At 41.8% G+C, this 13,911-nt stretch carries 14 protein-coding genes and 2 pseudogenes; 8 read left to right on the top strand and 8 right to left on the bottom strand.

The window, feature by feature from the left end; all coding sequences use genetic code 11:
• The first annotated feature begins 186 nt into the window (after positions 1-186).
• Entirely contained in the window at positions 187-1,740 is a 1,554-nt protein-coding gene (locus IQ230_RS20635; protein ID WP_193934126.1) for a B12-binding domain-containing radical SAM protein, read from the top strand.
• A gap of 4 nt (positions 1,741-1,744) precedes the next feature.
• On the opposite strand, the gene IQ230_RS20630 is transcribed toward IQ230_RS20635, so the two are convergent.
• Positions 1,745-2,830 carry an ATP-binding protein gene (locus IQ230_RS20630; protein ID WP_193934125.1) on the bottom strand — a complete coding sequence of 362 codons (1,086 nt, stop codon included), beginning with the start codon at positions 2,828-2,830 and terminating at the stop codon, positions 1,745-1,747.
• 364 nt (positions 2,831-3,194) lie between these two features.
• On the opposite strand from IQ230_RS20630, the gene IQ230_RS20625 reads away from it, so the two are divergent.
• Positions 3,195-3,833, top strand: coding sequence for a hypothetical protein (locus IQ230_RS20625; RefSeq protein WP_193934124.1), 639 nt, complete (start codon positions 3,195-3,197; stop codon positions 3,831-3,833).
• Between the two features lie 25 nt (positions 3,834-3,858).
• Here IQ230_RS20625 and ychF read toward each other — a convergent pair whose 3' ends face one another.
• Complete coding sequence (ychF, locus tag IQ230_RS20620; protein WP_193934123.1) at positions 3,859-4,950, bottom strand: redox-regulated ATPase YchF; 1,092 nt, start codon at positions 4,948-4,950, stop codon at positions 3,859-3,861.
• Positions 4,951-5,161: 211 nt separating this feature from the next.
• The gene (locus tag IQ230_RS20615; RefSeq protein WP_193934122.1) at positions 5,162-5,377 is read right to left on the bottom strand and encodes a hypothetical protein; all 216 of its coding nucleotides are present in this window, start codon (positions 5,375-5,377) and stop codon (positions 5,162-5,164) included.
• Between the two features lie 177 nt (positions 5,378-5,554).
• On the opposite strand from IQ230_RS20615, the gene IQ230_RS20610 reads away from it, so the two are divergent.
• The 4 genes from IQ230_RS20610 (at position 5,555) to IQ230_RS20595 (ending at position 11,927) form a co-directional block, all read left to right on the top strand.
• A complete protein-coding gene (locus IQ230_RS20610; protein WP_193934121.1) occupies positions 5,555-7,054 on the top strand; it encodes an aminotransferase class I/II-fold pyridoxal phosphate-dependent enzyme in 1,500 nt (499 codons plus the stop codon).
• Positions 7,055-7,220: 166 nt separating this feature from the next.
• A complete protein-coding gene (locus IQ230_RS20605; RefSeq protein ID WP_193934120.1) occupies positions 7,221-8,213 on the top strand; it encodes a helix-turn-helix transcriptional regulator in 993 nt (330 codons plus the stop codon).
• 64 nt (positions 8,214-8,277) lie between these two features.
• The gene (locus tag IQ230_RS20600; protein WP_193934119.1) at positions 8,278-10,935 is read left to right on the top strand and encodes a TonB-dependent siderophore receptor; all 2,658 of its coding nucleotides are present in this window, start codon (positions 8,278-8,280) and stop codon (positions 10,933-10,935) included.
• A complete protein-coding gene (locus IQ230_RS20595) occupies positions 10,923-11,927 on the top strand; it encodes an ABC transporter substrate-binding protein (protein WP_322742509.1) in 1,005 nt (334 codons plus the stop codon). Before IQ230_RS20600 ends, IQ230_RS20595 begins: the two co-directional genes overlap by 13 nt.
• A gap of 25 nt (positions 11,928-11,952) precedes the next feature.
• Here the strand turns inward: IQ230_RS20595 and IQ230_RS20590 are convergent, their stop codons facing one another.
• From IQ230_RS20590 to IQ230_RS20580, 3 genes are read right to left on the bottom strand one after another with little or no spacing between them, the layout of a single operon-like run.
• Positions 11,953-12,099 carry a hypothetical protein gene (locus IQ230_RS20590; protein ID WP_193934118.1) on the bottom strand — a complete coding sequence of 49 codons (147 nt, stop codon included), beginning with the start codon at positions 12,097-12,099 and terminating at the stop codon, positions 11,953-11,955.
• 30 nt (positions 12,100-12,129) lie between these two features.
• Positions 12,130-12,366: a hypothetical protein gene (locus IQ230_RS20585; RefSeq protein ID WP_193934117.1), complete on the bottom strand. Its 237-nt coding sequence runs from the start codon at positions 12,364-12,366 to the stop codon at positions 12,130-12,132.
• Between the two features lie 23 nt (positions 12,367-12,389).
• On the bottom strand, positions 12,390-12,638 hold the full coding sequence (locus tag IQ230_RS20580; protein WP_193934145.1) for a hypothetical protein: 249 nt from the start codon (positions 12,636-12,638) through the stop codon (positions 12,390-12,392).
• A 32-nt stretch (positions 12,639-12,670) separates the two neighbouring features.
• Between IQ230_RS20580 and IQ230_RS20575 the strand changes: the two genes are divergently transcribed.
• Positions 12,671-12,979, top strand: coding sequence for a hypothetical protein (locus IQ230_RS20575; RefSeq protein ID WP_193934116.1), 309 nt, complete (start codon positions 12,671-12,673; stop codon positions 12,977-12,979).
• 206 nt (positions 12,980-13,185) lie between these two features.
• Positions 13,186-13,314 carry a transposase gene (locus IQ230_RS27975; protein WP_407646692.1) on the top strand — a complete coding sequence of 43 codons (129 nt, stop codon included), beginning with the start codon at positions 13,186-13,188 and terminating at the stop codon, positions 13,312-13,314.
• On the opposite strand, the pseudogene IQ230_RS26915 reads toward IQ230_RS27975, so the two are convergent.
• A pseudogene (locus IQ230_RS26915) lies at positions 13,288-13,598 on the bottom strand (TonB-dependent receptor domain-containing protein); the annotation flags it as partial. The gene IQ230_RS27975 and the pseudogene IQ230_RS26915 sit on opposite strands and share 27 nt — an antisense overlap.
• 193 nt (positions 13,599-13,791) lie before the next feature.
• Positions 13,792-13,911 (bottom strand): annotated as a pseudogene (locus tag IQ230_RS20555) (IS630 family transposase); the annotation flags it as partial.

Below are 13,911 nucleotides of genomic sequence, written 5' to 3'. Positions count from 1 at the left end.
TACGCTAACAAAATTCAAAACTCAAAACTAGCCACTCACCACACTTCATGAACAAATTTTTATAAATATTGATATTGGTGAATTTTTAGTACTTTTTTACACCAGTGGCAGTAAGTTTAGGTAATTAATCCCCCATACGGGGACTATATCGCTTCACTATTCTTTGCCAATTTGGAGTATGTGCTCATGAAAGCATTACTGCTATGGCCTATTATGCCTAATTCTTTCTGGTCGTACCAGGAGACGCTAAATTTAGCTGGTTTACAATCAACAAATCCCCCACTTGGTTTAATTACGATCGCCGCCATGTTGCCAGCTGAGTGGGAAATTCGTTTCGTAGACCGCAATATTCGCTTTGAAACTGAGGATGACTGGGCTTGGTGTGACTTGGTTATCATATCAGCAATGATTATCCAAAAACAAGACTTTCGCGCACTCATCCAAAAAGGTGTTGCACTAGGCAAGAAAGTTGCCGTAGGTGGACCATACCCAACATCTGTACCAAATTTTGCTTTAGATGCCGGAGCGCATTATCTTATTTTGGATGAAGGGGAATGTACAATCCCCATGTTTTTAGAGGCTTTGGCACGAGGCAAAGCACGTGGGACATTCCGATCGCCAGAAAAACCTGATGTGACGCAAACACCAATTGCGCGGTATGACTTACTTGACTTAGACGCATACTTGGCAGTTACAGTTCAGTTTTCCCGTGGTTGTCCTTTCCAGTGTGAATTTTGTGACATTATTAACTTGTACGGACGCAAGCCTCGCACGAAAACCCCAGAGCAAATGTTGCAAGAATTTCAAGTTCTTTATGACTTGGGTTGGCGGCGATACGTATTTGTTGTTGATGATAATTTTATTGGCAATAAACGGAATGCCAAAGTATTTTTAAAGGCATTAATTCCGTGGATGGAAGCGCATGATTATCCCTTCATTTTATTAACTGAAGCTTCGCTAAATTTAGCTGAAGATGATGAATTAGTTGAACTTATGGTAAAAGCTGGTTTTACTATGGTGTTTATGGGAATTGAAACTCCGGATACGGATAGTTTAGTAGGCATTCATAAATTACAAAATACTCGTCAAGATTTGATTGAATCTTGTCATAAAATTACCCGCGCTGGACTGCAAATTATGTCCGGTTTTATTATGGGATTTGATAACGAACGTCCTGGTGCAGGAAAACGAATTCAAGCATTTATTGAAGAAACAGGAATTCCACAGTGTCAGTTTAGTTTATTGCAGGCATTACAAAATACAGCAATGTGGAATCGTCTGCAAAAAGAAGGGCGACTAGTTGACGGTTTAGGGACGATTCACCAAGGTGCAATTATGAATTTTGTGCCGACTCGTCCGGTAGAAGAATTAACGGAAGAATTTATCGATGCATTCTGGAATATTTATGAACCAATGCCATATTTGAAACGTACGTTTCGTCACTTTCAAATGATGAATGGCTGGCGGGGTAAAACAAAACGCCCAGTAACAATGACTGAATTGCAGTTATTTGCTGCGATCTGTTGGCGACAGGGTTTGTTGCGTTCGACGCGATTTCGTTTTTGGTGGCAATTAGGGGCGATCGCACTCACAAAACCACGTCTTGTCTATGATTACTTAGTTGCCTTAGGTGCAGGCGAACACTTTTTCCACTACCGCTACCAAGTTCGAGAACAATTGCAAGTACAACTGAGTACAATCAAACAAGCAAAGCAACAGGAGTTGTTAGCTGTTAGCTAATTGTTTACTCGCTTAAACGTTGACGCAGCCATAAAGCAAAAAAAGGAAGCGCCAGACGATAATTTTGCTCAGCACTGTAGATCAAGCCTTTTTGCTGTAATCCTATTAGTGCACCTTGTAAACTTCCACCACGAGAAAGCCCGTGTTTTTGAATGTATTCTCGACTTTGCGGTTTACTTGTGGGATCTAAAGCAAGACATTCTAAAAGTTGTAGTTGACTCGCAGGTAAAAGCATGAGGAGTGACTCGAAGGTATTTGATAAGTCTTGTAATAACCCTTGAATTGCCTGACGTACTTGTCGATCGCTGATAAGTCCATCTGCACACTGAAGCGTGACAAGGCGACGAATCAGTGTCATCGCATCGCCAATGTGCCCTTGAACCGCATTGATAAAAATGTCGATCGCCTGCGATCGCGCATCGAATGTCAACCCTTGGGTATGTAAGATTCCTCGTGCCCATACTGCTAATACCTCATCAGCTAAGGGAGTTAATTCGACAACTTCTAGCGGATAATCCTCGGTATGCGCGATTTCTGCAATTGTTGCAATCAGTACATAGCTAACTCGCGTCTGTGATTTGATTTCTCGTCTTAGCGTGTTTTCCCACTCGCTATTACGATCCCATGAGCGTAGGTGCGGAAAACTCTGCAAAATCAGCACAACGCGTTTATTGACGACTTCGGCTAACAGTTGCGGTAGCTGAATTAATCTTTCAAAGGCTTGCCATAGCTGTTTTGGCGTGATAGCAGATGCTAGCCGCAGATGAGTACTGTTTTCATCAACGTGGATTGTAAATAAATCTTTGGCAATGGTATTCACCCACGTCTGTAACAGAGTTGAATCAAAGCTTTGACTGATTGCTTCTGCTAGTAATTGGATAAGTTGCCTACCTGCAGTAGCGCGGATGCAATCTACTTCTAAAGCGATCGCGCCCACTTCTGAAGCCGCAGTTCGTACTAAAGTCCGCCGCCCGCACCCTGGTACTCCAGTAATTAAGAGATCTTCACTGCGAGCAAGAATTTCTACGATATGCTGAAATTGAGCTGAACGCCCGACCACTGCTATCGAAGTAGATACATTTACATTCACACGCTTATACCAGTTTGAATTTGGGATGGGAAAGATGTTGTTAACCTCTATACCGATTAACTAAATCAACTGTTATCCTTGCGCCAATATTGAGACAACCTAGATTTACTATTAAAAACTATAAGTTTTTTTGAAAAACACTATCTTATAGTGCTAAACCTTAATTTAGACTGTAATAGTGTTTATTAAGTAAGTTTATGAATCAAAATTAAAAAATGCGATCGCACTTTGACTTGTGAGGGTGTTGCGACCTTTCTTTGCATTTATATACAACTATAAGATTTATTACTTTCTCGGAATATCCGATACACATACTGTGTTAATCCGTAACACCTTTACTTCAATTTTTTAAATTGAACTAGTCATGAGTAGAAGACAGCAGTTTATTAATCAAATTCCTTGGGATTCTTTACTACTCGTAGTTATCACTTGCTTGAGTCTTGTTTACCTAGTTGCAATTCCTTTTAACTGGATACGCACAAGATTGAAACTGGAAGAACTAATTTTGTTTACTGTTATTTTATTAGTGAATTCGCAGTTGCTAGAGCGCTTAAGAAAACTAGGAATTAATAAAGATGGTATCAGTTTTGAACTCGATCAAATACAAGCTGAACAAAAAACACAAAGAGATAGTATCGAAATCAATAGAGCTAACATTGATGCCATAACGAATATTACTCAACGATTAACCTTAATAGAATCAGAGCTAGCTGATAGCAAAACTGAAACTCAATTTCTTAATAAAAGCTTGCTTAATGATGATGAACTTGAACATTTGTACAAATTAGCAAGTAACGATTCGTTCAGCTATGAAAAAGAACCACGTTTTATAGAGCAAATACGACATTTACGCGCATTAGGGTTTATTAAAACTATTCCAGGAAAAACAATTTTCTATATGCCAAAACAAGGTAATTTAAGAGATTATTTTAGAATAACTGAACAGGGCAAAAACTATCTAAAAAAAATGAACAGTTGTTCAGTTACTAATAGAAACAACTAAGGTAAAATTAAATACAAATTATCTACTACACATTAAACCGGAATAGCATCACATCGCCTTCTTGAACAACGTAATCTTTTCCTTCACTTCTAACTAAACCTTTTTCTTTAGCTGCATTCATCGATCCCGTTGCAACTAAATCTTTGTAAGCAACTGTTTCTGCCCGAATAAATCCGCGTTCAAAATCAGAGTGAATGACACCTGCGGCTTGCGGTGCTGACATTCCTGCATGAATCGTCCAAGCGCGAGTTTCTTTTGGTCCTGAGGTAAAATATGTACGCAATCCTAAAAGTTCATAAGTTGCGCGAATAAGTGATTTTAATCCGCCTTCCTCAACACCTAACGACGCGAGAAACTCGGCTTTATCTTCTTCGGGTAACTCTATTAATTCGGCTTCAACTTGGGCAGAAACAATCACGACTTGAGCATTTTCTTGAGAAGCAATTTGCCGCACTTGCTCGACATATTCGTTGCCTGTTGCTAAGTCATCTTCTGAGACATTGGCAGCATAAATAATTGGTTTACCGCTAAGTAATCCAAGTCCTTTAATTGTTGCGGCTTCTTCTTCAGTTAAATCAACTTGACGTACAGATTTGCCTTCGTTTAGTGCAGCACTTAGTTTTTCTAAAACGGTAACTTCAAATTGAGCGTCTTTACTTGTACGCGCTTGCTTTTTTGTGCGTTCAATACGTTTTTCTATTTGAGCTAAATCTGCTAACGCAAGTTCTAAATTAATAATTTCAATATCGCGCTTGGGGTCAACTGAACCTGCGACATGAATAATATCGTCGTTTTCAAAACAACGGACGACATGAGCGATCGCATCGACTTCACGAATATGGGAAAGAAACTGATTGCCTAAACCTTCGCCTTGGCTTGCACCTTTCACTAAACCAGCAATATCAACAAACTCAACTCGTGCTGGTACGATTTGTGCCGAAGATGAAATGTCTCCCAGAACTTGTAACCGTTCATCTGGTACTGCAACGACACCAACATTAGGTTCAATCGTACAGAAAGGGAAATTAGCAGCTTCCGCTTTGGCATTGGCAACCAAAGCATTAAACAAAGTCGATTTACCAACATTGGGTAGCCCTACTATTCCGGCTCTGAGCATATACTTTTTGCAGATGAACGGTCAGCTTAACTAGTTTAACGAAGTTTGGCTAGTTATTGTCTCTAGCAGTTCAATTTAGTCTGGGCATACTGAAACGTAATGCTCCTAGCGACATCATTATGCAACATCCAAACTAACACTTGATTTGTGCGTAGAAACTCAAAAGTAGCTCAAGCTTTGATACTGTTGGGTCTAAAATCCAAAAAGATATCTATACTGGCTCAGGAATTGGTTGTGGAATTGGTGCAGGTACCGGCTGTGGTGCAGGTTCTGGTGTAGGCTGAGGAATAGGACTTGGTACTGGCTGTGGCGATGGTTCTGGTGTCGGTTGTGGTGCAGGTGACGGTGGTGTGGGATCTGGTAAAGGATTGGGAATTGGTGTAGGAATTTCTGGTTGTGGTAGTGGGTTAGGAGTAGGATTAATCATTACTACTTAATTGAATTTGTCTATACCACCCTAAATAACAACTGCTATTTATTACATCTATCTATGTGTCTACACCTAGTGCGATCGCTTGATACCTTACTGAGTGGCTACAACTCACATCAAGGCTAGGGCAGGCTCGAGGTTTCTACCTTATCAAACCATCACAATACTGTTTTTATGTCTTTTCCCGATCAACATCAAACAAACCTACCAATATTAAATGCTTTACGCGAATGTACTAATAAAAACCATGCAGCTTTTTATACGCCAGGACACAAACGAGGACAAGGTATTTCCTCACAGTTAGCTGATGCTTTCGATTCAAGTGTATTTAAGTTTGATTTACCAGAACTTCCAGAACTAGATAATTTGTTTGTTCCTCAAGGTGTGATTCAGCAAGCTCAAGAATTAGCAGCAGATATCTTTGGTGCAGAACAAACTTGGTTTTTAGTCAACGGTTCTACGTGTGGAGTCGAAGCCGCAATTTTGGCTACGTGTGGTGTAGGAGATAAAATCATTCTGCCGCGTAACGTGCACTCGTCTTGTATTGCCGGCTTAATTCTCTCCGGTGCAATTCCTGTCTTTGTTAATCCAGAGTATGATTCAAAACTAGATATTGCACATAGCATTACTCCAGAAAGTGTTGCAATCGCACTTCAACAGCATCCTGACGCGAAAGCTGTGATGATTGTTTACCCAACGTATTACGGTGCGTGTGGTGATATAGGTGCGATCGCATCTCTCACTCACAAACACAATATCCCCTTACTCGTGGACGAAGCCCACGGCGGACACTTTGCATTTCATCCGGATCTACCGATATCTGCATTGGCAGCTGGTGCAGATTTAACTGTGCAATCAACTCATAAAGTTCTTGGGGCAATGACTCAAGCCTCGATGCTGCACATCCAAGGCAGTAGAATAGATCGCGATCGCATTACTAAAGCATTACAACTTCTACAATCTACAAGCCCTAGTTATTTACTTTTAGCTTCCCTCGATGCCGCACGGCAACAAATGGCATTGCAGGGAAAACAGCTAATGTCACAGACTTTACAACTTGCCAAAGAAGCACGTACCCAAATTCATCAAATTCCTGGATTATCAGTTTTAGAATGCGAATCTACTCCAGGCTTTGACAATCTAGATCCAACGCGGCTGACGGTAACTGTTTCAGATTTAGGCTTAACAGGCTTTGAGGCAGATGAAATCTTACACGAACAACTCGGTGTAACCGCAGAATTACCTTCATTGCAGCATTTAACATTTATTATTTCCTTAGGCAACACCCAAGAAGATATTGAAAAACTTGTGCAAGCTTTCATTTTGGTATCTAAACAACATCAAAAAGAACACTTGACTTATAAAAAGCCTTTGTGGGATAATTCTTTGTGTAGTATGGACTATTCTGTGCAAATTTCACCACGACAAGCTTATTTTACTGCTACTGAGAGTGTACCGATAACCCAAGCAAGCGATCGCATCTGTGCAGAATTAGTTTGTCCTTACCCGCCAGGAATTCCTGTCTTGATGCCTGGGGAACTGATCACATCACAGGCTTTAGACTACCTCCAGCAGATTCAGGCACAAGGAGGCTTTATTAGTGGTTGTGCTGATCAGACTTTAAATACATTAAGGGTTGTGAGATCAGATCTGGCGCCAAGCCTTAGCGAATAAAATTTGCGGCTACACGAACGAAGTCTGTCTGCGCAGAATAACGGCGGTTTGAACCGCCAGGTGCTGATGTAGTCACAAATAAAATCAAGTCGAAAGCGGGTTGTCAGGGAGCGATCGCGGTAAGATTATTGACAATCTTTCGCATATTCTATTACCGCAGCACCTCATGACACAAACCTTCTCGCGAGAGGATTTCGTTGAACTCTCATATAGTCAGCTTGTTCAAGAGAATAGCTTTAAAACATATAAAATACCTGAATGCCTCGGTGAAGGATATTTTCAGGAAATAGAACTTTTTCCAGGATTGGAACTTGCGATTTACGACAATGAGTATCACGATGATGTGGTAGTTAAAATTCCTGTCCGCGACCATCCCATACAATTTAATATTCTTTTATCAGGCTTTGTGCATCACGATGATTATCCCTCAATAGGAGGCAAATACGGTTACTTGTCGGGTAATGGCATCGCCCAAGCAGTTACTTCAAAGTATCAGAAATTGCAGCGACAAGTAGGAATTGGCGTTCATCTCGAACCTGAAGTTTTAGAAACATTTCTAGCAGAAGATCTGGAACAATTTCCGACGCATTTAAAGCCGTTGATTCACAACAATGACTGGCAAGTTGTGTTTTCGCCTCAAGTTACCCTAGGGATGCAAGTAGCGACACAGCGAATCATCAATTCTCCGTTTCAAGGAGTCACAAAGCGTCTTTGTCTTCAGGGAAAAGTTTTGGAATTGTTGGCAATGATGTTAGAAGGGATTTCGTGCGATCGCGATCCAAACCCAACATTACCACGCTTCAAACCCGAAACGATCGCGCGACTGCATCATGCTAAAGAGATATTGGCAACGCAGTTAGAGAATCCACCGTTATTAACAGAGTTAGCTTTTTTGGTGGGAGTAAGCGATCGCACACTGCAACGCGGATTTAGAGAGTTATTTGGTACAACCGTAGTTGGATATTTAACTTATCAGCGCATGAAACGCGCTGAACAACTTTTGCGACAACAGAATCGCACTGTTGCTGAGATTGCGCGGATGGTTGGCTATGGGCATATGGGACACTTTGCTGCTGCTTTTAAGCGTCAGTTTGGGATGACGCCGCGTGAATGTCTGGTAGGAAAAAAGGCGGTTTTGGGATCAAAAAATGCGGTTTAGTGCCTAGACTTAGCTTGGCAACTTCTCTACACTACGCCTTATTGCCTGTTAAGAATAATTTGCAATGAAGCGGGATTTTGGTAATTGGTGTGTGGAGCGATCGCCTTTTGGTAACAATGCACAATATTGGCTGCGTTTATGGTTGATTTTGATATCCAGTGTCAGCAGTGTTGTAGCGTTATCACCCGCTGGGGCGCAAGAGGCAAATGCAAAAGATTATTCACCTCCATCGACTGACATCCGCCAAAGTGAAATAAAACAACCTGCGACAACGCTTAATGAGTGGTTGACTCAGATTGCTCAAACTTCAGTAGTGCAAGTGACAGGAGTGCAAGCTAATCCCACTGACAAAGGTGTGGAGGTGATATTACAGACAACTCAGGGAGAACAACTGCAAATTACCAATCGCAGTACTGAGAATAACTTTATTGCTGATATTCCTAATGCTCAACTACGTTTACCCAGTGGCGATGCTTTCACATTCAGTTCCCAAAACCCTGTTGAGGGGATTACTGAGATAACTGTTACAAACCTTGATGCCAATACGATTCGGGTGACAGTGGCGGGTGAAGCAAGATTGCCAACAGTGGAGTTATTTGACAGTGACGAAGGGTTGATTTTTGGTTTGACACCTGCGGTAACGGCAATGCAGCCTGAACCAGAACAACCAACGAGTGAAACACTGCCAGAGGAACCCGCAGCACAACAGGATGACCTGATTGAAATTTTAGTGACGGGACAGCAAGATACAGGATATCGCGTACCGAATGCCAGTGTAGGAACACGAACGGATATACCTCTGCGTGATATTCCGGCATCGATTCAAGTTGTGCCACGACAAATCCTTGAAGATCAGCAGATTACTCGATTGAACGAAGCATTTAGAAATGTGCCAGGTGTCGAGATAGGAGGAGTTTCTCCCCGAACTACAGGGGATTTTGTAAACATTCGAGGTTTTGATACAGGCTTTAACAACAGTAGCTTTTTAAGAAACGGGATACAAGACCCCAGGTTAGGCTTTGGCGGTTTTAATCTCGCCACGATTGAGCGAATTGAATTTTTGAGAGGACCCGCCTCAGTGCTCTACGGCAACTTAGAACCAGGAGGAGCCATTAATTTAGTTACCAAGCAACCTTTGAGTGAGCCATTTTATGCGATCGAGGCTTCTGTAGGTAGTTTTGACTCCTACCGAGGAGCAATAGATCTGTCTGGACCTCTCAACGAGAGTGGCACGGTATTGTATCGTTTCAATGCGGCTGCACAAACCACTGAAAGCTTTATTGATTTCCTTTTTGACCGTCGCTATGTCGTAGCACCCACACTCGCAATAAATTTTAACGAAAGCACAAGTCTAAATATCTGGGGTGAATACTCCAGACTTGAAAATTCATTTGACTTGGGAGTTCCTGCTGTTGGAAGCGTACTCCCCAATCCCCTTGGTGATATTCCGCGTAATCGAAACTTGACAGACCCAGGTAACTTTAATGTGGATGAAACCTACCGAATAGGTTTTGATCTTCAGCATCGCTTTAGTGATAACTGGCAGTTGCGTAGTGCCTTTCTTGCCTCCTTCTATACAAATGATAGGGATTTTGCTTTTACCAGGGCACTGCTTGATGATAATCGTACTGTAACAAGAGGATTTAGTAGAGGAAATCCTGTTTTCAGTGACGATTTGTATAACTTTGACACATATGTAACAGGTGAATTCTTAACAGGGAGCATTCAGCATCAGCTCACAGCAGGAATTAATTTAAGGTGGAATGATAGTTTCGTTGGTAGTGAAGATGCTACCGCAGAACCAATTGATATTTTCAATCCGGTGTACAATCCGCCGCCGAGTTCCTTTGTTTCTGACCCTGGCACTGAATACGGTTCGAGAATTTTGGGTATTTATATTCAAGACCAAGTGACACTGTTGGATAATCTCAAGCTTTTGCTAGGAGGACGATTTGATTTTGCCCATCAAGAGCAGCGAAATCTATCTTTAGATACGGAAGTCGAGGATGATTATCAAGAGTTTAGTCCTCGCTTGGGTATCATCTACCAGCCAATTCAACCTATTTCACTGTATGCAAGTTATGGTCGCTCCTTCAGTTTACCCGATGCTGCTTTTTCAGATATCACTCTGGAACCTGAGTTTGGTACTCAATATGAGATTGGAGTGAAGGCAGAAATCAGTAATCAACTGGCAGCAAACTTGGCACTTTACGAGCTTACTCGTTCTAATCTCTCCACCACTGATCCTAATGATCCATTACGAACCATTCAAGTCGGTGAACAGCGCAGTCGTGGCATTGAGTTTGATATTTCCGGCGAAATTCTGCCAGGGTGGAATATCGTAGCTGGCTATGCTTTGACTGATGCAGAGATTACTGAAGACAACGATTTGCCAGTAGGTAATGCTCTGAATAACGTTTCCAGAAATAGTTTTAACTTTTGGACAACCTATGAGATTCAATCGGGTGACTTTCAAGGATTGGGCTTTGGGTTAGGGCTTTTCTTCGTAGATGATCGACCAGGGGATCTTGCCAATACCTTTGAGCTTCCTAGCTACTTAAGAACTGATGCCGCTATCTTCTACAGACGAGGGCAGTTGAGAGCCACACTCAACTTTAGAAACCTGTTTGATGTAGATTACTTTGCTGCTGCTCAAAATAGAAACCGAGTGTTTCGCGGCGATCCATTTACTGTACAAGGAACAATTTCGTGGGAGTTTTGAAAAGTCAGACAAACCTCAAAATGTTTTTACGTCGCCTGATCTATTTGCTTTTCTTAGGTGTATTTACCTGCTTATTTGTTTTGGCTTGTAGTAGAAACTTCGATCAAAGTGCTACAAGCTCGAAGCATTTATTGGAAGAATGCCGAGTAGTGCAGCACGCAATGGGAGAAACTTGCGTTCCTAAAACTCCTCAGCGTCTTGTCGCATTGAATGCAGCTACTTTAGGGAATGCGATCGCTCTCGGTATTAAACCCGTTGGTAGTACTCTTGAATACGACAATAAATTTCCTACCTACCTAAAAGGTAAGACGGCGGGTATAGAGCCATTAGGAAACGCACAACCTAGCATAGAACGTATAACGCTGCTTCAACCTGACATAATCATGAGTTGGAAGCATAATCATGAATCAATTTATCCTCAGCTATCCAACATTGCTCCTACAGCCTTCTACGATTGGCTAGGTAACAACGCAAAGCAGGATAATTGGAAAGAGTATTTTAATTTTATGGCTGAGGTGTTAAACAGAAAAGAAGTTGGACAGCAGGTTTGGCAACACTATAATCAGCGTATTGAAAAACTAAAAACTGCATTGGGCGATCGCTATAAGAACAAAACCATTTCTTTTGTCATTTTCTGCTGTGGCGGTATACATAGCGAGACAGAAAACTCATTTGTGGGATCTGTATTAAGAGACGCGGGACTGCAACGCCCAGAATCACAAAGTTTCAACCCAAAAGGTTATATTAACTTCTCTGAAGAAACACTAGAAATCGCTGATGGCGATGTGATGTTTGTTGCTGTTTATGGCGCTAACGAGACTGGCAAGCGTGACTTAAGCATTCTTCAAAAGAAACCGCTTTGGAAAACACTCAAAGCAGTTCAACAAAATCGTGTTTATTATGTAGATCCTACAATTTGGAGGGCGCGAACTCCGCTTGCTGCTGATGCAGTTATTGATAACTTGTTTGAATACCTTGTCAACACACCTTGAAGTATGCTGTCCAATTACATCCTGCTTATCTGCAAAGCTTGCGATTGCCACACTCTCCCAACAAAATTATGGAAGTCGTAAACGGCTGATTGTGCGATCGCACTGAGTAAAAAATTGAAGGAATAAAGAAGCGATCGCTTTTTAAACTTGGGTTCTCAAGAAAAGCTACCACTGTACCTAGGCTTTTTTGAGTTCATCCATTTTATACAAACGCGGATTGAGACTCTAATTGACAGACTGGTACTTCTCGACGTGACACAATCTGTAACTCACTAGGGTAGCGCGGACGCGGATCGTCTACTAACCAAATTGGAGGCACCATCATGGCTTCATAGTAATCAATTTGGTGCAAAACCCCTGGGTTGTTTTTGAATTCTACAGTCGTTCCTGGCAGATACTCAAACATTTCATCCCAATCGAGAGCTGATTCGGTGTTCATAGCACTCAATCTCATTTCCTCAATCAACAATAGAAGTGGCTCCTCTGGAGAACAACTTCACCACAATCCGGTATCCACGCGTTCCAGCTATCTGGGGATTCCTGACAGAGTAGTTTGGCTTCGTCGAATGCATATTCACTAGGCAATTGCAGCAGCTTAACCCATGTATCGCGGGTGTAAGTGATATGGCAAACTGGTTTCCAACCTGAAGCGATCGCTCCCTCTAATGCTGATGTGGGAGGACAAACCGGATTAGTTGTTTGCAGGGATATACTCATTTCTACATCAAATCCATTAAAACTGAGTGCAAAATACTTTCCCTCTGTCAACTCAGAAGAAAGTAAATAAAATATTTTCTGTATTCATTTTTACAAAATTGGAGTGCGATCGCTCAATTACCCCAAATAAATTAACAAATCCTGACACAACTAATTCCGGTGCTGTGCAAAATTTCGGTTATCTGCATTTTGTAGGAGCCATTATCTGGACGGACAGTTACTGTTTTGTCTCCTGCCCTCAAGCATTGCCATCCAAAATGTATCTATCAATTGGCAGAATTCTTCAAGAGATTTGGGTTGGCGGTGTTGTGGCGCATTGGAACTTATTTTTCTAGTTTCTAGAATTTCTCTATATTTAATATGTGTGGAATTTAGCGACTATAGAAGCCATTTGGGATCTTTGTAGGTAAGCTAAACTAAAAAATAAATGCCATACTCCAGTAGCTTAAGCGACAAGGAGTAGGAGATCGTCGAACCACTGCTGCCGAAAAAGAAGCAAACTTGACCCTCCAAGTGGTCAAAGCGACAAACATGAGATGGGGTGTTCTACCAGTTGAAGAACGGGTGTAATTGGGGGGACTTACCGAAAGACTTGCCGCCCTACTCAACCGTGTTCTGGCATGACAAACAGTGGCGGTCGGAGGGCATCAGTACGGATATAGCTGGGTAGCTCAAATGTATTAGCTAAGTCTCCTTGTCGTTCTCCAAAGTAGAAGACCCCTAATCCTTGCAAACTGCCGGATTGAAGTTCATAGGTTGTCCATAGGTTAAAAGCATTTCTTGGCATATTATTGAGTTGATTGCCAACTGGCAAATCATTGTCTTCGGTGATTACTGCATAGTGTTTGCATAGCCAGCAATAATGTTCCACCCTGGCAATATTTCACCAGAGATATCAAATTCAAGCCCTCGACTTTGTTGTTCTCCCACTTGAATACTGAGAACTGGATTATTATGAGCTGCAAAGGAAAGAAGTTCGGAAAACGCTCCGCATCTGCCAGTCGTCGCTAAAGCGATGGTTGAGATCAAAACCAACTCGAAATACTTGCTGCTGACTGTTATCAATTTCGTCAGGTTCATCAATATAGCGATCGCGTGGAATTTCACCATTAGGATTAGCAGTACGCTTCTTTGGGCAGGTATAGCACTACGCATACACGTTAGGACATTCTTTGAAGGCAGCATCAACACAATCCCGAAAGTTATCAAATTCATCCCAGCGTTGCCGCATCCAATTCTTCAGGGTAAACCACCAATGCTCAATCTC

It is taken from the genome of Gloeocapsopsis crepidinum LEGE 06123 (assembly GCF_015207655.1).
Lineage (GTDB): Bacteria > Cyanobacteriota > Cyanobacteriia > Cyanobacteriales > Chroococcidiopsidaceae > Gloeocapsopsis > Gloeocapsopsis crepidinum.
The sequence above is the reverse complement of the archived record's forward strand: the minus strand, read 5'-3'. Positions and strand labels throughout refer to the sequence as shown.